The organism is Actibacterium mucosum KCTC 23349 (genome assembly GCF_000647975.1).
Lineage (GTDB): Bacteria > Pseudomonadota > Alphaproteobacteria > Rhodobacterales > Rhodobacteraceae > Actibacterium > Actibacterium mucosum.
On the sequence record NZ_JFKE01000001.1, the window covers coordinates 573608 to 590647 of the forward strand.

Annotated in this window: 18 protein-coding genes; 7 read left to right on the plus strand and 11 right to left on the minus strand. The window is 60.5% G+C overall.

From position 1 onward, the window contains the following. Positions 1–35: 35 nt before the first annotated feature. On the minus strand, positions 36–1541 hold the full coding sequence (locus tag ACMU_RS02790) for a DUF2125 domain-containing protein (RefSeq protein WP_035255803.1): 1506 nt from the start codon (positions 1539–1541) through the stop codon (positions 36–38). A gap of 191 nt (positions 1542–1732) precedes the next feature. On the opposite strand from ACMU_RS02790, the gene ACMU_RS02795 reads away from it, so the two are divergent. Further along, entirely contained in the window at positions 1733–2350 is a 618-nt protein-coding gene (locus ACMU_RS02795) for an enoyl-CoA hydratase/isomerase family protein (RefSeq protein WP_035255805.1), read from the plus strand. Here ACMU_RS02795 and ACMU_RS02800 read toward each other — a convergent pair. After that, on the minus strand, positions 2347–2637 hold the full coding sequence (locus tag ACMU_RS02800) for an HNH endonuclease family protein (protein WP_035255806.1): 291 nt from the start codon (positions 2635–2637) through the stop codon (positions 2347–2349). The two genes, ACMU_RS02795 and ACMU_RS02800, sit on opposite strands and share 4 nt — an antisense overlap. A 27-nt stretch (positions 2638–2664) precedes the next feature. On the opposite strand from ACMU_RS02800, the gene ACMU_RS02805 reads away from it, so the two are divergent. Further along, positions 2665–3852 carry a TIGR03862 family flavoprotein gene (locus ACMU_RS02805; protein WP_035255808.1) on the plus strand — a complete coding sequence of 396 codons (1188 nt, stop codon included), beginning with the start codon at positions 2665–2667 and terminating at the stop codon, positions 3850–3852. On the opposite strand, the gene ACMU_RS02810 is transcribed toward ACMU_RS02805, so the two are convergent. From ACMU_RS02810 to ACMU_RS02835, 6 genes are all read right to left on the minus strand, one after another. Beyond that, positions 3849–4790 carry a glutathione S-transferase family protein gene (locus tag ACMU_RS02810; protein ID WP_035255810.1) on the minus strand — a complete coding sequence of 314 codons (942 nt, stop codon included), beginning with the start codon at positions 4788–4790 and terminating at the stop codon, positions 3849–3851. The genes ACMU_RS02805 and ACMU_RS02810 overlap by 4 nt on opposite strands. After that, entirely contained in the window at positions 4790–5386 is a 597-nt protein-coding gene (locus ACMU_RS02815) for a glutathione S-transferase family protein (protein WP_035255812.1), read from the minus strand. The genes ACMU_RS02810 and ACMU_RS02815 overlap by 1 nt, the downstream gene beginning before the upstream one ends. Before the next feature lie 54 nt (positions 5387–5440). Further along, positions 5441–6460: a DNA polymerase III subunit delta gene (gene holA / locus ACMU_RS02820; protein ID WP_035255814.1), complete on the minus strand. Its 1020-nt coding sequence runs from the start codon at positions 6458–6460 to the stop codon at positions 5441–5443. Further along, positions 6457–6942 (minus strand): LPS assembly lipoprotein LptE, encoded by a 486-nt coding sequence (gene lptE, locus ACMU_RS02825; protein WP_035255816.1) that lies wholly within the window; start codon positions 6940–6942, stop codon positions 6457–6459. The genes holA and lptE overlap by 4 nt, the downstream gene beginning before the upstream one ends. Beyond that, the gene (gene leuS / locus ACMU_RS02830) at positions 6929–9472 is read right to left on the minus strand and encodes a leucine--tRNA ligase (RefSeq protein WP_035255818.1); all 2544 of its coding nucleotides are present in this window, start codon (positions 9470–9472) and stop codon (positions 6929–6931) included. The genes lptE and leuS overlap by 14 nt, the downstream gene beginning before the upstream one ends. An 88-nt stretch (positions 9473–9560) precedes the next feature. Continuing rightward, positions 9561–10064: a DUF3576 domain-containing protein gene (locus ACMU_RS02835; protein WP_035255820.1), complete on the minus strand. Its 504-nt coding sequence runs from the start codon at positions 10062–10064 to the stop codon at positions 9561–9563. A gap of 253 nt (positions 10065–10317) precedes the next feature. Here ACMU_RS02835 and ACMU_RS02840 point away from each other — a divergent pair, with 253 nt between their 5' ends. Beyond that, positions 10318–11262, plus strand: a complete 945-nt coding sequence (locus ACMU_RS02840; protein ID WP_035255823.1) for a porin — start codon at positions 10318–10320, stop codon at positions 11260–11262. A gap of 80 nt (positions 11263–11342) precedes the next feature. Then, complete coding sequence (locus ACMU_RS02845) at positions 11343–12002, plus strand: YggS family pyridoxal phosphate-dependent enzyme (protein ID WP_035255825.1); 660 nt, start codon at positions 11343–11345, stop codon at positions 12000–12002. On the opposite strand, the gene ACMU_RS02850 is transcribed toward ACMU_RS02845, so the two are convergent. Both ACMU_RS02850 and ribA read right to left on the minus strand, forming a co-directional pair. Continuing rightward, the gene (locus ACMU_RS02850; RefSeq protein WP_035255827.1) at positions 11999–12490 is read right to left on the minus strand and encodes a L,D-transpeptidase family protein; all 492 of its coding nucleotides are present in this window, start codon (positions 12488–12490) and stop codon (positions 11999–12001) included. The two genes, ACMU_RS02845 and ACMU_RS02850, sit on opposite strands and share 4 nt — an antisense overlap. Continuing rightward, positions 12487–13581: a GTP cyclohydrolase II gene (gene ribA / locus ACMU_RS02855; protein ID WP_035255829.1), complete on the minus strand. Its 1095-nt coding sequence runs from the start codon at positions 13579–13581 to the stop codon at positions 12487–12489. Before ribA ends, ACMU_RS02850 begins: the two co-directional genes overlap by 4 nt. A 171-nt stretch (positions 13582–13752) precedes the next feature. Between ribA and ACMU_RS02860 the strand changes: the two genes are divergently transcribed. Together ACMU_RS02860 and ACMU_RS02865 are read left to right on the plus strand one after the other, a co-directional pair. After that, positions 13753–14439: a response regulator transcription factor gene (locus tag ACMU_RS02860; RefSeq protein WP_035255832.1), complete on the plus strand. Its 687-nt coding sequence runs from the start codon at positions 13753–13755 to the stop codon at positions 14437–14439. A gap of 167 nt (positions 14440–14606) precedes the next feature. Beyond that, complete coding sequence (locus ACMU_RS02865) at positions 14607–15395, plus strand: exodeoxyribonuclease III (RefSeq protein ID WP_035255834.1); 789 nt, start codon at positions 14607–14609, stop codon at positions 15393–15395. On the opposite strand, the gene ACMU_RS02870 is transcribed toward ACMU_RS02865, so the two are convergent. Next, positions 15392–16027: an SGNH/GDSL hydrolase family protein gene (locus ACMU_RS02870; protein ID WP_035256125.1), complete on the minus strand. Its 636-nt coding sequence runs from the start codon at positions 16025–16027 to the stop codon at positions 15392–15394. The two genes, ACMU_RS02865 and ACMU_RS02870, sit on opposite strands and share 4 nt — an antisense overlap. Before the next feature lie 87 nt (positions 16028–16114). Here ACMU_RS02870 and ACMU_RS02875 point away from each other — a divergent pair, with 87 nt between their 5' ends. Further along, positions 16115–17038: a tetratricopeptide repeat protein gene (locus ACMU_RS02875; protein ID WP_035255835.1), complete on the plus strand. Its 924-nt coding sequence runs from the start codon at positions 16115–16117 to the stop codon at positions 17036–17038. Positions 17039–17040 lie beyond the last annotated feature (2 nt).

The following is a 17040-nucleotide window of genomic DNA, read 5'->3' on the forward strand; positions in this document are numbered from 1 at the left end:
GGGCGCGCATGTGTCAGAATTTATCGTTCGTGCGTTCAGCGCAAACTTTGGCCGTTGGCCATTACCGCACCGTCAGCGGTGACCTCCAGTTCCGTTTCCAGCGTGTCCGGGCCCTCGCCGGGACGTGCAAAGATGCCCATCATCATCCGCGCACCCAGAACCTGATCCTTCGGCAGCAAACCCAGCGCCACCAGGTTGTCCATCAGGCCGTTAACCCCCGTCATGCGGATGCTGGCGCTGCCTTCGGGACGCGGCATGCCCGGGAAAGTTGCCAGGTCGGTATTGTCGAAAGTGAAGCCACCCGAACCGGTCGCCTCGGCACCAGCAGCGCGAACTTCCAGACGGTCGATGTCGATATTCGCCAGTTCGGCCGGCATGCCGCCAAAGGCCATCGTCTCCAACGCCTGTGGGTCGTAGATGTCGACCAGCAATTTACCCTTGCCCGACAGTTCAACGGCAACCGTGGCCGGGTCACGCGGCAGTTTGCCGGTGGGGTCGAACAGTCCCCACAGGAAATCGGCAATGGTCACGTCTTCCAAAGCGATCTCAAGGCCAACGTCGCCATCTTCGGCCAAAACGCCCGAGGGCATCGTCAGACCCAAGGCCATGCGCCCTATTCCTGCGGTAACTTCGGGGAACGGAATGTCCGAACCGCTTAGCGCCATGTTGGTGCCGGTGCTTTCAAAGCCATAGGAAAGGGTTTTGGTATTCACCACGGAATCCAGCTTGCCGCCCGTTGACGTCGAATTGAAGGCGAATTGTTCATCCGGTGCATCGACGGACATGGACGTATTCGACGCGCCCATGGTCAAAGTATAGACCATATCAAGGCCGGCTTCGATCAACGATGGCAGGTCAGGGGCTGCGGCTTTGTTAGGCAACGTGAAATCAAACGTCCCAAGCAGGTCCGCAATATCAATGTTGAACGACATGGTTCCGGCTTCGCCGCCTTCCACGATTTCCGCGTCCACATCGATGGATACTCCACCGTAGTTCGCATTGCCCGAAGATGTCAGTCCCGCGGTCGTATCGATCTGATAGACGCTGTTGAATTCGGTCATGTCGATGCTGACCGTCACGTCGGCGTTCACGTCCTCTTCGGACAAACCGTCAAACTCCAGTTTGAAGTCTGTCAGGGTCACATTGGCGTTCGGAACCGCGTAAGTGTAGGTCAGATTGCCCGGCTCGCCCGACGCAACGGCGTCGAGGCCGGAAACGTTCATCTTGCCGCTGAGCTTGAAGCTTTCACCGATGGACGTCATGTCGCCTTCAATCTCAACATCGCTGCTGGCGTCGAATTGCAACAGAACAGTGCCGTCGCCGCGTTCGGTCATCGACATGCCGCCCAGCGAAATTTTGAAGGTACCATCGGGCAAGACAACGCTTGCGTTCAGATCGCTCACTTGCGTGATATTGCCGTTCTTAGCGATCGAGCCGGAAAACTGCTCGCCATACAGGTCACCAGCGGTGACGAGGTTATTCCACACGTCCTCGGCAGTAACATCTGCCATTGCCATGGGCGCGGTAAGCGCGGTTGTCATTAAAGCTGTTGCAATTGAAAAACGGGGCATTGTCATCCCTCCCAGGTAAAATCCATTACCTAACAATTCGGTCTTGTGGCACAGCCCGTCAAGGAAAAGGTCAGGGGAAAATTTGTGCAGTTGGCGTCAAACTGCCGCTTGGCCGGAATGACGAAATTACGTCATGGTTCGAAAAACCGCGGAGGGGCGCAATGATCGAAACAGAACGGACCGATGTCGGGATGGTTGTCACGTTGAACCGGACCGAAAAAGCCAATGCCTTGACGCCCGAGATGCTGTCAGATCTTGCCGCCGCGTTTGTGAGCGCTCAAAAAGAAGCCGCGCCAAGCTTGATCCTGACAGGTCGCGGCAAGGTGTTTTCTGCCGGTGCCGATCTGGACGCGGCACGGGCCGGATTGGCGACCAGTCCCTTGTGGGAAGAGGTCTCGGGCGCGATGGTTGCGTTTCAGGGGCTGTCTGTTGCCGCGCTGAACGGCACGGTGGCGGGCGGAGCTTTCGGGATGGTGTTGGCCTGTGATCTGCGCATTGCGGTACCAAGTGCGCGGTTTTTCTATCCGGTTATGTCGCTGGGCTTTCTGCCACAACCCTCGGACCCGTTGCGCCTTCGTGCGCTTGTGGGGCCAGCGCGGGCCAAGCTGATCCTGATGGCCGGGCAAAAGATCAGCGCCGAACAGGCGTTGCAGTTCGGGTTGGTCGACGAATTGGCTGCAGGCGAAGCGCTTGTGGACCGTGCAGCCGAACTTTGCGCTGCGCCGGCGGCGGCCAATGCAGACCACCGCAATGCGATCAAGGCCATGTGCACGCCTTAACGGCGTCGCGGGCCCGGCGTGGGGGCGTAAAACCCGGGCGGTCGCTTGGCCACCCAATCGACAAAACGCGCAATCTCGGGATGCGCGCGCAAGGCCTCGGGCGTGTTGTAGCGCCGGGCCAGTTCACTTTCGGAAAAGGTGGCGTGGATCATGGTGTGGCAGATTTGGTGCAAACGGACGACCGGCCCACCCCTGCCACCTTTCAGCTTTGGCGTCAGATGGTGCAGGCTTTGGCGCACGTCAGGCGGAATGGGGCGCAGGCATAAAGGGCAGATCGGGTCGGACATGCCCGCAGGATGCGGTATAGGGACGGGATGGACAACAATGCGATCACCACTGACGCGCTGATCATCGGGGCCGGGCCTGCAGGGCTGATGGCGGCAGAGGTGTTGGTTGCGGCTGGGCACGCAACGCTGATTGTCGAGGCCAAGCCCTCGGTCGGGCGCAAGTTCCTGATGGCTGGCAAGTCCGGTCTGAACCTGACCAAGGACGAGCCGTTCGATACCTTCCTACAGAGCTTTGACCGGCCCGCCGAATTGGAACCCATGCTGCGCGCATTTGGTCCGGCGCAGGTTGTGGATTGGGCGCAAGGTTTAGGGCAGGATGTCTTTACCGGTTCTACTGGGCGGGTATTCCCCAAGGCAATGAAGGCGTCACCGCTGTTACGCGCGCAATTGGCACGACTGCAGGCGGGGGGCGCGCAGTTGCGCACGCGTTGGCGGTGGCTGGGTGGCGCGGGGGACGTGATGCAGTTCGAAACGCCCGATGGTGTCACCACAGTCGCGGCCAAAGTCACCGTCATGGCGCTGGGCGGCGCAAGCTGGGAAAGGCTGGGATCAAACGGACAATGGGCGCCGGTGTTGGCCGAAAAAGGCATCGACATTACGCCATTTGTGCCGGCCAATATGGGGCTGGAAGTGGCGTGGTCCGATCACATGGTTCGCCATTTCGGGGCTCCGGTGAAAGCGGTGGCTTTGCAGTGCGGCGCGGCGGTTCATCGGGGTGAATTCGTGGTGTCGCAACGCGGGGTGGAAGGCGGCGGGATTTATGCTTTGTCGCGGGCCTTGCGAGGGGGGGCGCCCCTGTTCGTCGATCTCTTGCCTGACCGCAGTATTGCACAGATCGCCGGCCGCCTGGCACGCGCGCGTGGCAAAGCTACGGTCGCCAACCATTTGCGCAAAGCGCTGAACCTGTCTCCGGTCAAACAGGCGCTTCTGATGGAATTTGCCCGCCCTTTGTCCGAAGGCGAGGCGCTGGCCCGCGTGATCAAGCGTCTGCCTCTGCGTCACAACGGGCCACGCCCTTTGGACGAGGCGATCTCGGTCGCTGGTGGCCTGCCTTGGCCTGCGTTGGACAATGGGCTGATGCTGCGCAATTGGTCAGGGGTGTTTGCCGCGGGCGAGATGCTGGATTGGGAAGCGCCGACCGGGGGCTATCTTTTGACGGCCTGCATGGCGACGGGACGCTGGGCCGGACAGGCTGCTGTCAGATACCTGACCTAGCCCCGGCCGTGCGAAGCGGTCCAGTCAAAGCGCGGGCCGATGGCGACAATCCCATGCGGATTGCGGTGCGGTGAGGGAGAGAAATAGCCCTGCCTATAGATGTCAAAATCCACCGTCCCGGCAACCCCCGGCATCTGGTAGATATCGCGCGCATAGGCCCAGAGGTTGGTGTAATCCGCGATCCGGTTTCGATTGCATTTGAAGGCTGTGTGATAGGCGACGTCGAACCGCGCAAGCGTGGGGAAAAGCCGAAGATCAGCTTCGGTAAACCGATCCCCGGTCAGATAGCGGGTGCGGGACAGCTGCGCCTCGATCACATCCAGCGCGTCAAAGAGGGTAATTACCGCCGTGTCATAGGCCGCTTGCGTGCGGGCAAAACCGGCGCGGTAGACGCCGTTGTTGACGTCGGCATAGATACGGGTATTCCAGCGATCGATTTCGTTGGCTAAATCGGTGGGGTAAAGGCCCGCCTCGGGTGCAAATGCTTGCCCCAGCATCCGAACGATGTCCGCTGATTCATTCGACACGATTCGTTGGGTTTGCCGGTCCCACAGAACGGGTACCGTCACACGACCGGTATATGGCGGAGTTTGACGTGCATAGACGTGATGCATCGCGGAAACGCCCAGCTCGGGATCGGCAAACGGGCCGTCAACGTCGAATATCCAGCCATCCTCGTTGCGGCGCGGTTTGGCGTAAGAGGTGCTGATCACGTCCTGAAGTCCCAGAATGCCACGCGCAAGCAAAGTGCGGTGCGCCCATGGGCAGTTCCACGCGACGTAGAGGTGATAGCGGCCCGGCTCGGGCGCGTACCCTTCGGCGCCATCGACAGTGATCCGGTCGCGAATATTGCTGGCTGCGCGGCGGTATTCGCCGTCTGCGGCGCTGTCAGGGGTTGGGTCGTCGGCGTGGTAGACGCCGTTGATCATCACACCCATCAGGCCGCCGCCTGCGCCAATAGCTTAACGGCTGCCGGGCGGGCATACATCCGGTCACGATACGCCAGAAGTGCCTGCTGATCCTGCGGAAATCGCGCACCGGCAGACCAGCGCAGGCAATGCGCCAACAGAATATCGGCAATCGTCATTGTTTCACCCATCAGGTATGGCCCGTCACCCAATCGGTCCGTCATGCGTTGCAACGCGCGCGAGAACTCCCATTTCAGGCTGTCCTTCACTTCGGGCGTTCGCAGGTCTTCGGGCAGAATGAAACTGTGGCGCGAGGCAGTCCACAGAACGGCGTCCATCTCATCAAGGATTTGATGGGTTAGGGCGTCCTGTCGGCCACGTTCAATACTGCCGGCCGGATAGGTCAATGCGCCGTGTTTGTCCGCCAGATATGTCATGATCGCTACGGAATCGGTCAGTGTGACGCCGTCGGCCACCATTGCCGGCACCTTGCCCGACGGGTTCTGGGCGCGGATTTCGGGCGATTGCGGCCTAACAGCGATCAACTCGTAAGGTTGCCCGATTTCTTCCAATACCCAAAGCACACGAAAAGTGCGCGTTAGGATCGTTCCATAGACTTGATACATGTGCTGCCCCCCGTTGCTGCAAATGTGGCGCGGTTGGAGGCGATTGCAACCCCGTCAGCGCGCGCCCAGCATGGCCAACCGGATCAAGGCCCGTTCAACGGTCGCCATGGGCGGTGCCTTTTGGGAAGACCGCAGGGTCAAGTCGGTTTCGGTGAGAATGCCCAAAGCCTGTTCCAGCTTGTGAACCCCCCAACGTGACGCCTGACGCCCCATGCGGTCGCGCAGTTTGAAGGGTACAGGCGGGCGCAAACGGCCAATGCCCTGCGACGGGCCACCGGGATCGCTGGCCGCTGCATGCAAGGCACGAAAGTGGCGATTCGCACCAATGCACAGCGCCACAGGCTGTGTGCCCTGCGCCTGCAATCGGCGCAGAAGCGGACCGATATCCCCGACGCGGCCCTCGGCCACCGCCATCAATGCATCGTCGGTCGCCGCCTCGGTCGAGGCGGGGGCGCAGTTGGCCACATCTTCGGGCGTGACAGGTGTGTCGTCGTTTAGCTTGTAAAGCGCGATCTTTTCCAGCGTCTGCCGGAAATCACCGGGGTCCAGAACTTGCGCCAGCCCCGTCAGATCCGCCATCGCGTCGCGGTCCGGTTGCAACCCGGCCTTTCGCAGCTCGGTCTCGATCTCGTCCCGTCCGGGCGGGTCATCGTAAATACCGACAGCAAAAGCGTTCTTGTGGGCTTCGAACAATTTGCGCAACGCCGCGCGTGGGGTCAGCTGTTTTGCGGTGACGATCAGTTGTGCATCGCCCTCGGCCCAATCCTCCATCGCCGCGGTGATCGCCTTGGCGGCGCTGTCGGGGGCATCTTCGACGAACACCACGCGGGGGCCGGGAAAAAAGCTTTGGGCTTTTAACGCGTCCAGCAATTGCGCCGGATCTCCACGTAACTCACTTGCGGGAATGCGGGTCAGGCGCATTTCTTCTTCGCCTTGTGGGCCAATCAACGCAGCAATCACCTGCTGGCGTTTCAAAGCCACGCGCATGGCGTCGGCGCCAAAGATCAAAAGACCTGTCTTGCCGGGATCCGGCTTTTCGAAATACCGGTTGGCATCCCGCGCCGATAGCTTCATGCGTCAACTTTCGCGATCAGTTCCGTTACCAGTTGGTCGGCAAGGATGACCATCAATCGCTCTTTCGCGTCGCTTTCCGCCCGTAGGTTGGCAACCGTGGTTGATGTGGCACTGTAGCCGACAAAGTTCGTGACCGTCCCTTGGGCGACCGCTGCGCCGGTGGTGGCATCGGTCAGCACATAGTCGACGTCGCCTGACAGGTTGAACCGCGTGGTTACCTGCCCCGGTGTGATCCCCAGCCCGTCGCGTTTTGTGCGAATGGCGTAAGTCAGGGTAAATCGCCCGCCATCGCCACGGCCCAGGCGGCGTTCCAACTGACCGGTCAGCGCAAAGCTGAGGTTATCGGTTGCGTCGGCTACGCGCACTTGGCCCACCAAACCACGCGCCGCGGATCCGGTTCCCAAAGCGGGTTCAAAGCCGCAGCCTGCCAGTGGCAGCGCGGCAAGACACAACAGAATGCGACGGCGATCAGATAACAACATTGACGATGCGGCCCGGTACAACGATCAGCTTCTTCGGCGCGTTGCCTGCCAAAGCCTTGACCACAGCATCGTCAGCCAGCGCCAGCTTTTCAACCTCTTCCTTGGCCATATCCTTTGGCACGCTGATTTCCGACCGCCGCTTGCCGTTGATCTGGATCGGCATGGTCACGCTGTCTTCGACCAGCATGGCCGGATCGGCCTTGGGCCAGGGTGCCTGCGCAATCAGGCCCTCGCCGCCCAGCATCGCCCAGACATCTTCGGCCAGATGCGGGGTCATGGGCGACATTAGCTGCGCCAGCACGCGCATCGCCTCGCGCCGCGCCTCGGCCCCGGCCTTGGATTTTTGAACAACGTTCGTAAAGGCATAAAGCTTGGCCACCGCAGTGTTGAAGCCAAAGCTTTCGATGCCCATCGTCACGTCGTGGATGGCCTTGTGGGTGGCGCGCAGCAGGTCCTCGTCACCTTTGCCGTCGCCGGTTTGCGCGGCGATATCGGTGGCGATGCGGTGTACGCGGGCCAGATGCTTGTTGGCGGCTTCGGCGCCTGCGGCCGTCCATTCCACGTCGCGCTCGGGCGGGCTGTCGGACAGAACGAACCAGCGCGCGGTATCGGCGCCATAGGCGCTGATGATGTCCTGCGGGTCCACCACATTATTCTTGGATTTCGACATCTTGGCCGAGGGGATGATCTCTACCTCGGTTCCATCTTTCAGGAACCCGCCGCCATCGCGCAGCTCGACCTCGTCAGGATAGTGGTAGACCGGGCGGCCTTCGGCGTTGCGCGTCTGATAAATCGCGTGGGTGACCATGCCCTGAGTGAACAGCGCATCAAACGGCTCCACCGCGCTGGCGGGCAGGTGGCCGCAGATATGCATGGCGCGCGCAAAGAAGCGCGAATAGAGCAGGTGCAGGATCGCGTGCTCGATCCCGCCGATATACTGATCCACGTTCATCCAGTATTCGGCATCGGCCAGATCGGTGGGCGTTTCGGCGCGCGGCGCGGTGAAGCGGGCGAAATACCACGACGAATCGACGAACGTGTCCATCGTATCGGTCTCGCGCTTGGCCGCACCGCCGCATTGCGGGCAGATACAGTCGCGCCATGTCGGGTGCCGGTCCAGAGGGTTGCCCGGCACGTCAAACGACACGTCCTTGGGCAGTTCCACCGGCAGGTTTTCCTTGGCCTCGGGTACCACGCCGCAGGTGTCGCAATGGATCACCGGGATCGGGCAGCCCCAATAGCGCTGGCGGCTGAGCCCCCAGTCGCGCAGCCGGAACTGCGTTTGGCCTTTGCCCCATCCGTCACGCTCGGCCAGGTCGATGGTGGCGTTGATCGCCGCATCACCCGTGGCCTCGTCCAGACCGGCGAAATGGTTGATCCACTTCACCTTTTCGGTTTTTGGCGGCACAAAGGCCTCGGTCTCGACCGGTTTGGGATCGTCCAGCGACAGGAAGGTGTCGATCACCGGCAGGTCGTATTTGCGGCAAAAATCCAGATCACGCTGATCATGCGCGGGGCAGGCAAAGATCGCACCGGTGCCGTAATCCATCAGGATAAAGTTGGCGATCCAGACCGGCAGCTCCCATTCCGGGTTCAGCGGGTGGCGCACTTTTATGCCGGTGTCAAAGCCCAGCTTTTCCGCCTTTTCCAACGCCTCTTCGGTGGTGCCACCCTTGCGGCATTCGGCGACAAAGGCGGCAACCTCGGCGTTTTCAGCCTCCAGCGCCTTGGCGATTGGGTGATCGGCCGAGATCCCCACAAACGAGGCCCCCATCAGCGTGTCGGGCCGCGTGGTATACACCTCGATCGCCTCACCGCCATCGGTACGCTCAAACGCGAATTGCAGCCCGCGCGACTTGCCGATCCAGTTGCGCTGCATCAGCTTCACCTTGTCGGGCCAGTTATCCAGCCCGTCGATGGCGGTCAGCAATTCGTCGGAATAGTCGCTGATCTTAAAGAACCATTGCGTCAGATCGCGCCGTTCCACTGGCGCACCCGACCGCCAGCCGCAGCCGTCGATCACCTGCTCGTTGGCCAGAACCGTCATATCTACCGGATCCCAGTTCACGGTGGCGTTTTTGCGGTAAACCAGCCCTTTTTCCATGAAGTCGATGAACATCGACTGCTGCTGGCCGTAATATTCGGGGTCGCAGGTGGCAAACTCGCGGGACCAGTCGATGGACAGGCCCAGCGGTTTCATCTGGTCACGCATGGTGGCGATGTTGCCATAGGTCCAATCGGCCGGGTGGCCACCGCTGGCCATCGCGGCGTTTTCGGCCGGCATGCCAAACGCGTCCCAGCCCATCGGGTGCAGCACCGAAAAGCCGCTGGAGGATTTGTAACGCGCGATCACGTCGCCCATCGTGTAATTGCGCACATGCCCGATATGCAGCTTGCCCGACGGATAGGGGAACATCTCCAGCACATAGTATTTGGGCTTGGCCGGGTCGCGTTTCGCGGTGAAAACGCCTGCGTCATCCCATGCGGTCTGCCAGTTCGATTCGCTGGTCTGCGGCTCGTAACGCGCCATGTCGCGTGTCCTCTCAAGTCAAACGCCGGGCAACAGGGCCCGGCGCGGTATTAAATTCTGTTCGCAGCGCCGTCCAGCGCCGGATGGCTTAAAGGTCGCCGTCGCGGATACGCAGTTGCCTTGCACGCGTCAGAATTGCGTCTTCGACGGCGCGCACTGTCGCGGTTGATACGGCGCCGCGGCGCGTGCTGAGCGAGACCTTCAGCGAACGCGCGTCCAACGCCGGGTCCTGCACAAGAATCGTTGCGCGATAGGCCGTGCCGCCGCCCGGTGGCGTGCCGTAACCGGTCACAATCACACCCGAAAACGGGTCAACTGACCGAATCGGAAGGAAGTTCAGGATTTCCAGTGACGCATTCCAAAGATACTTGTTGACCTCGATCGTCGAGTTCGGGTCGTCCGCATTGTCAAAAAGCGTCCAGATCGTGTCGCGCCGATCTTCGTCCGGCTGTGGGCGTGCACGTTCCTCGGGCGCTTTGTCGCGCGAACGGAATAACCCACTGTCCCCGCTGCTAATTCTGCCGCCACAGGCCCCAACGGCCAATACAGTAAGGCCAAGTATGCCAAGGCGGAGTTTGGATCCAAAGGTCATTAGGTCGAGCCCCATTGCTGCTTTCACGATGTCTAGCCGAGCGCCAAGATGCCAGCAAGGTTTTTTGGCCTGCTGCTTAGATGGGCGCGATTTGGCGCTGTTTTGCCGGTGTGGCATCGTTGCATCAATTTGGCCCGCAAAACTCGGCGGCGGGACGCGTTTGTTGCAATTGGCCAACCAAAGCGCGACACATCCGGCATACCCAATTCAATTCCTGGATTGGGGTGCACCTTTAGATAAATGAGGGAAAACCATGAAAAAGGTTCTCTTTGCCACGACCGCTCTGGTAGCGTCGGCAGGCATCGCCGCAGCAGAAGTTAATCTGTCGGGTTCGGCTGAAATGGGCGTCGTAGGCGGCTCGGCTCAGGAAACTCAGTTCCACACCGACATCGACGTAACCTTCAAAATGGAAGGCACCACCGACAACGGCCTGACCTTTGGCGCGTCGATCGATCTGGACGAGTCGGACGGTTCGGGTTCGTGCACCCTGCCTGGCGGCATCCTTGCCAACGGCGCAGTTGCTTGTTCGGTTTCGGGCGCTTCACCTGCATTTGCTGAAAAGTCGGCCGGTGGCGAAACCATCTTCATCTCGGGTGACTTCGGTACCATCACCATGGGTGACACCGACTCGGGCTTCGACGCTGTTCTGGACGAAATCCACAGCCTGGGCGGCGCTGGCTCGATCGACGGCGCACACGAAGCAAACACCAGCGATGGCGACGGTGTTGGTCAGCCTGACTCGCAGACCCTGTCGTACAAGAACACCTTCAACGGTCTGGAATTCGTAGTTTCGATCAACCTGGACGACGCTGCTGGTTCGAACGACCACCACTACTCGATCGGTGTAGGCTACACCTTCGACCTGGCTTCGGGTTCGGTTGACCTGGGTCTGGGTTACTCGGACGCTGGCGCTGCTGACGCATTCGGCTTCTCGGCAGTTGTTAAGCTGGACAACGGCTTTGCCTTCGGTGGTCGCTACGAAGACGCTTCGGGTGCTAGCAATGAAGCTTGGGGTGTTGGTGTTGGCTACAAAACCGGCGCTTACGGCTTCAACGCTCAGTACAGCGAAAAAGGCGGCGTAGACGGCTGGGGCGTTGCTGCTCAGTACGACCTGGGCGGTGCCAAGCTGCAAGCTGGTTACGGCGACGTAAGCGGTGGCGCAAGCACTTGGTCGCTGGGCGTAGCCATGAAGTTCTAATTCAGAGTTTCTCTGAATTACGGAAGAGCGGGCTTCGGCCCGCTCTTTTCTTTTTTGGCCACCCGATTTAGGCATGGGCCATGGGACTGGATCAGATCACATCCGACATTGCAGCGGCCGAGCGGAATGCCGGTCGTGAAGAAGGCAGCACACAGCTGATTGCCGTGTCCAAGGTGCAGCCGCTTGAACGGGTTGAGGCGGTGTTGAAGGCCGGCCACCGGGTCTTTGGTGAAAACCGCGTGCAAGAGGCACAAGGCAAATGGCCAGCGTTGAAAGAAGCCTTTGGCGGGGTGGAACTGCACCTGATCGGCCCGTTGCAATCCAATAAAGTGCGCGCCGCATTAGAATTATTTGATGCCATTCATACAGTCGACAGTGAAAAACTGGCCCGCCGCATTGCGATGATTTCGGGTGAAATTGGGGTGACACCGAAGATCTTCGTTCAGGTGAACACAGGCGACGAACCGCAAAAGGCCGGTGTCGCCCTGGCCGAGGTTGATACCTTGGTTGCAACCTGCCGTGAACTGGGCCTGAACCTGCAAGGTTTGATGTGTATCCCGCCGGTGGATGAAGAACCCAGCCTGCATTTTGCCCTTCTGGCCAAGATCGCCAAGCGCAATGGGTTGGCCGGCCTGTCCATGGGAATGAGCAGCGATTTCGAGCGTGCCGTCGCATTGGGGGCAACCCATGTACGTGTCGGTTCCGCCATTTTCGGGGACCGTGTGCGCCCGGCGGGTTAGCCGCTGATCTCGATCACCGATCCCGGACCTATATGGCGCAACAACCACCTTAAATCGCGCGCGTGAAATGCAACGCATCCTTCAGTGGGATGGCGGGGTTTGCGCCATTGATGCACAAATATGGCGGATCCGCGGCCGGGTTCAGCATCGGGAAAGTTCCACGTCGTCGCCAAAACAAGGTCATAAAGCGGATCGCCCCGGCGCAGCCTTTCGTGACTGCCATCAAACGGCGCCTGTACCGGCAGGTTATAGGCAGGATGGGTCGGATCATCGCACCACAGGTCGCGGGGACCAATCGGGGCCAGCCAGGCCGCCGGTTGTGCCATCCTGTCGGCGCGGTAATAGCCTCCAACAACACGATGCGCGCCCAGCGGCGTCGCGCCGTCACCCTCGCGTTTGTCGCCTGTTAGCCCGCCACGTCCAATGGCACATGGCATTCGGCGGGCACCAACCCTTGCGCCCCAGCGGGTAACGACAAGGTGGCTCATAACAGATGGCCGGATTTGCGCGCCTTGGTGGCCAGATAGGCTTCGTTCATTGGGTTCAGGCCCACTTTCAGGGGTACCCGTTCAGTCACCTTGATCCCGTGGCCTTCCAGCATTGCGACCTTGGCCGGATTGTTCGTCAGCAGGCGCACCTGGTCGAACCCCATCCGCTCCAGCAGTTTGGCACCGATGCGGAAATCGCGCTCGTCATCCTCGAACCCCAGCCGGTGATTGGCCTCGACGGTGTCGAACCCTTGGTCCTGCAGGGAATAGGCGCGCATCTTGTTGGCAAGCCCGATCCCGCGCCCTTCCTGATTCAAGTACAGCAGAATGCCCGCCCCCTCGGCCCCCATCTGCATCAGCGCCGCGTTCAGCTGCGGGCCGCAGTCGCATTTCAGCGATCCCAGAACGTCGCCGGTGAAACAAGCCGAATGCAGCCGGGCCAGAACCGGCTTTTGGCGGTCGGGCATGCCAATTTGAACGGCATAATGTTCCTCGCCGCCATCTTCAGGTCGGAAAATGTGCAGCCGTCCCGCCTGAAACGCCTGCATCGGCAGACGCGCCGCGGCAACGGGGTTCAGAGGGCTGGTGTCATGCATCACCGGATAAGCTTCATCTGCGTCAAGCAATGTCAGGCCGTACCGTGCCGCCAGTTCCGGCCCGTCAGAGCCAACTTCGGCCACGAAGGCGGCGGGCAGCAAACGCGCGGCCTTGCAAAAGGTAATCGCGGCACGGAAAAGCCCCTCTTCCCCACCGCGCAGTGTTTGCAAGGGTCCCTTCATCGGATTGTGCATATCGTCCGCAGGGTCGGCGACCGATTTCGCCCAGCCGCAGTCAGCATCAGCCGGCATCACAACACGCGCTACCTGATCGGAATAGGCGCGAGCTTTGAGGGTTTCTGCACGCCGAGCCGTGATCGCAAGGATCAGGCGGGGGGCAAGGTTGCGCAACTCGTCCAATCGCGACGGCGGCAACGCCTCGGCCGAGGCGACAACCGCAAAGTCTCCTCGCAGACCAAAGACAACAGGCAACCCCATTCGCAAATCTGACCGGGCGCGGGCTTGCAATTCGACGATATTGGGCTTCAGCGACATACGTTATTCCGTAACATTCCTTGTCAGGGACATAGGGTATCCCGCACGGAATTGAAACATTACGCAGGTTTTTGACACATGCACACACGTACGCGTGAAATTCCTGTAGCAAACCTTGCGGTAAGGCCGTCCGGCAACAATTCTTGTCACAACAGACACGGAGGGACACCCATGAGCACCCTGAAGAAAATTCTTCTGGTCGACGATGACGAGGATCTGCGCGAGGCGCTGAGCGAACAGCTGGTGATGACCGAAGACTTTGACGTCTTCGAGGCCGGCAATGGCGCCGAGGCGATGGAGAAAGCCCGCGAGGCGATCTATGACCTTGTGATCCTGGACGTGGGTCTGCCCGACACCGATGGCCGCGAGCTGTGCCGGTTGCTGCGCAAGCAGGGCGTGAAATGCCCCATCCTGATGCTGACCGGCCATGACAGCGACGCCGACACGATCCTTGGCCTGGATGCCGGCGCCAATGACTATGTGACCAAGCCCTTCAAATTCCCGGTTCTGCTGGCCCGCATCCGCGCCCAGCTGCGCCAGCACGAACAGTCCGAAGACGCGGTGTTCCAGCTTGGGCCGTATACGTTCAAGCCGGCGGTCAAGATGTTGACCACCGAGGATGATCGCAAGATCCGCCTGACCGAGAAAGAGACCAATATTCTGAAATTCCTCTACCGTGCCTCCGAAGGTGTGGTGGCCCGCGACGTGCTGCTGCACGAGGTTTGGGGGTACAATGCCGGTGTGACGACCCACACGCTGGAGACCCACATTTACCGTTTGCGTCAAAAAATTGAACCAGATCCGTCAAACGCCCGCCTTCTTGTGACCGAATCGGGCGGGTATCGTTTGAACGCTTGAGTTAGAGAGCCCCCTTCGCGTGCCGGGGCAATGGCACGCACCTCCCTGTTGGACTTGCCCGGGCCGCGTGCCCGGGTTTTTTTATGTCGGCATGTGGCAGCTTCCGGGTTGAGGCACTGCAGCGCAGCGGCTAGCGTGGCCAAGCCTTTAGAAATGTGAGCCCAGTCATGCCTTTCACCCTTGCCACATGGAACATCAACTCGGTCCGCCTGCGCGAACCTATTGTTCTGAAGCTTCTGCAGGAAGAAGCGCCCGATGTTTTGTGCCTGCAAGAGTGCAAGAGCCCGGTTGAAAAAATCCCAACCGAAGGTTTCGCCGCGCTGGGCTACACCCATCTCGTGGCACGCGGGCAAAAGGGGTATAACGGCGTGGCGATCCTGTCGAAACTGCCGATAGAGGATGTGGGTGACAAGGATTTTGCTGATCTAGGCCACGCGCGCCACGTTGCCGGGCGGTTGGAAGACGGCACGGTAATCCACAATTTCTATGTACCGGCCGGCGGTGACGTTCCGGATCGGGAGCAGAACGAGAAATTTGGCCAGAAACTCGACTATCTCACCGACATGCGCGACTGGTTCCATGCGGAAAAGCCGGAAAAGTCGATCCTTGTCGGCGATCTGAACATCGCCCCGCGTGAAGACGATGTGTGGAGCCACAAACAGCTGTTGAAAGTGGTCAGCCACACGCCGGTCGAGGTTGAACAGCTGGCAGAAACGCAGGATGCCGGCGGCTGGGTTGATGTGACACGCGCTGATATCCCCGAGGGGAAGCTTTACAGCTGGTGGTCTTATCGCGCCCGTGACTGGGATGCGGCGGACAAGGGGCGGCGCTTGGATCACGTCTGGGCCACGCCAGATATCAGCAATGCCGCCCATTCAAGTCGCGTTTACCGGGACGCACGCGGGTGGGAAAAACCCTCGGACCACGCACCGGTGTTTGCAACCTTTGACCTCTAGGTCAGCATCGTCCCAAGCTTTTCTGCCACGGCGTTACCCAATGCGGCATGTGCCTCGGCTCCAAAATGAATGCCGTCGATATCTGACGTTTCAATCACTGCGCCGGCATCCATGAACTCTGCGCCGCGCTTGTCGGCCAACTCTGCATAAAGGCCCGGCAATGCGGCACTTTTCTTGGCCGCGCCAAGGAATTCGCCTGCCAACAGACCAACTTCCCGCACGGCCGGTGGCGAGATCAGCAAGACCTTGAACCCTTCATGACGATCCTGCAGTTCGTCGCCCAAAGCCATGTCCAGAAGCGCCGCGATTCCGGCGGTGATCATCGACGCGTCAGCACCAAACCGGGTCTTTTGATCGTTGGTGCCCAACATCAATGTCATCACATCAATGGGGCCGTGGCTGCGCAAGGCGATGTTCAACCCTTCGCGTCCGTCCATATAGGCACCCATCACCGGGTCCGGAAACTGCGCCGTGCGGCCCGGCAATCCGGCCTCGATCAGCTCCCATTCCAGCCGCCGTGCGGCAACGCCCGGCCACCGTTTGCGTGGCCCCAGCCGCCGCCGCTCGCCGCGCTTTGCGATGGGCAGGCTGCCATGGGTGTTGCTGTCCCCAAAGGTCAGAAGTGTCGGCATGTTGGGGGTCCTTTCTGAAATGGTCTTGGCCTTTTGCGCAAGGATGCGCATATAGGGGGCAACATACCAAGATTATTGGGGACGAACATGCTGGAACTTGGCGCCGAGAACACTTCACCCGCTGATGCGGACCTGATCAAGGACGTGGGAGAAGCGACGTTCATGCAAGACGTGGTCGAGGCCAGCCGCGAAACTCCGGTGATCGTTGATTTCTGGGCACCTTGGTGTGGGCCATGCAAGACGCTGGGGCCCATGCTGGAAGCCGCGGTAACTGCCGCCGGTGGTCGGGTCAAAATGGCCAAGATCGACGTGGATCAAAACCAGCGCCTTGTGCAGATGCTGGCGCAGCAGGGCCTGCCCATGCAGTCGATCCCCACGGTTGTGGCCTTTCATAACGGCCAGATCGCAGACATGTTCCAAGGTGCGTTGCCGCAATCCGAACTGACGGCGTTTGTGGATCGGGTTGCCGCGCTGGGCGGCGATGGTGGTCTTTCAGAAGCCATTGAAGCGGCCGAGGCAATGCTGGCCGAAGGGGCCGCGTCAGACGCCGCACAGACCTTTGCCGCCATTCTTGGCGAAGACGCCTCGAACGCCGCCGCATATGGGGGACTGATCCGCGCCCACCTTGCGTTGAATGACCTGGAAAACGCGCAACAGTTCCTTGATGGTGCCCCCGCCGAGCTTGCGGAAACGCCCGAGGTTGAGGCCGCGCGCGCACAGCTGGAATTGGCGCGTCAGGCTGCCGATGCGGGCCCTGTGGCCGAACTGCGTAGCGCGGTAGAGGCCAACCCCGACGACATGCAAACCCGTCTGGATCTGGCGCAGGCTTTGCATGCGGCGGGTGACGTTTCGGATGCCATCGACGAACTTCTTGAAATGTTCCGGCGCGACCGTGAATGGAACGATGGGGCCGCCAAGGCGCAATTGTTCACAATCTTTGATGCGCTCAAGCCCGAGGACCCGCTGGTTCTGTCAGGTCGCCGCCGCCTGTCGTCGATGATATTTGCCTGACG

Excerpts from the sequence above, each read along its gene's own strand:
- ACMU_RS02790 (WP_035255803.1), bottom strand. The coding sequence starts at position 1,541 with ATGACAACCGCGCTTACCGCGCCCATGGCAATGGCAGATGTTACTGCC.
- ACMU_RS02795 (WP_035255805.1), top strand. The coding sequence starts at position 1,733 with ATGATCGAAACAGAACGGACCGATGTCGGGATGGTTGTCACGTTGAAC.
- ACMU_RS02800 (WP_035255806.1), bottom strand. The coding sequence starts at position 2,637 with ATGTCCGACCCGATCTGCCCTTTATGCCTGCGCCCCATTCCGCCTGAC.
- ACMU_RS02805 (WP_035255808.1), top strand. The coding sequence starts at position 2,665 with ATGGACAACAATGCGATCACCACTGACGCGCTGATCATCGGGGCCGGG.
- ACMU_RS02810 (WP_035255810.1), bottom strand. The coding sequence starts at position 4,790 with ATGGGTGTGATGATCAACGGCGTCTACCACGCCGACGACCCAACCCCT.
- ACMU_RS02815 (WP_035255812.1), bottom strand. The coding sequence starts at position 5,386 with ATGTATCAAGTCTATGGAACGATCCTAACGCGCACTTTTCGTGTGCTT.
- holA (WP_035255814.1), bottom strand. The coding sequence starts at position 6,460 with ATGAAGCTATCGGCGCGGGATGCCAACCGGTATTTCGAAAAGCCGGAT.
- lptE (WP_035255816.1), bottom strand. The coding sequence starts at position 6,942 with ATGTTGTTATCTGATCGCCGTCGCATTCTGTTGTGTCTTGCCGCGCTG.
- leuS (WP_035255818.1), bottom strand. The coding sequence starts at position 9,472 with ATGGCGCGTTACGAGCCGCAGACCAGCGAATCGAACTGGCAGACCGCA.
- ACMU_RS02835 (WP_035255820.1), bottom strand. The coding sequence starts at position 10,064 with ATGACCTTTGGATCCAAACTCCGCCTTGGCATACTTGGCCTTACTGTA.
- ACMU_RS02840 (WP_035255823.1), top strand. The coding sequence starts at position 10,318 with ATGAAAAAGGTTCTCTTTGCCACGACCGCTCTGGTAGCGTCGGCAGGC.
- ACMU_RS02845 (WP_035255825.1), top strand. The coding sequence starts at position 11,343 with ATGGGACTGGATCAGATCACATCCGACATTGCAGCGGCCGAGCGGAAT.
- ACMU_RS02850 (WP_035255827.1), bottom strand. The coding sequence starts at position 12,490 with ATGAGCCACCTTGTCGTTACCCGCTGGGGCGCAAGGGTTGGTGCCCGC.
- ribA (WP_035255829.1), bottom strand. The coding sequence starts at position 13,581 with ATGTCGCTGAAGCCCAATATCGTCGAATTGCAAGCCCGCGCCCGGTCA.
- ACMU_RS02860 (WP_035255832.1), top strand. The coding sequence starts at position 13,753 with ATGAGCACCCTGAAGAAAATTCTTCTGGTCGACGATGACGAGGATCTG.
- ACMU_RS02865 (WP_035255834.1), top strand. The coding sequence starts at position 14,607 with ATGCCTTTCACCCTTGCCACATGGAACATCAACTCGGTCCGCCTGCGC.
- ACMU_RS02870 (WP_035256125.1), bottom strand. The coding sequence starts at position 16,027 with ATGCCGACACTTCTGACCTTTGGGGACAGCAACACCCATGGCAGCCTG.
- ACMU_RS02875 (WP_035255835.1), top strand. The coding sequence starts at position 16,115 with ATGCTGGAACTTGGCGCCGAGAACACTTCACCCGCTGATGCGGACCTG.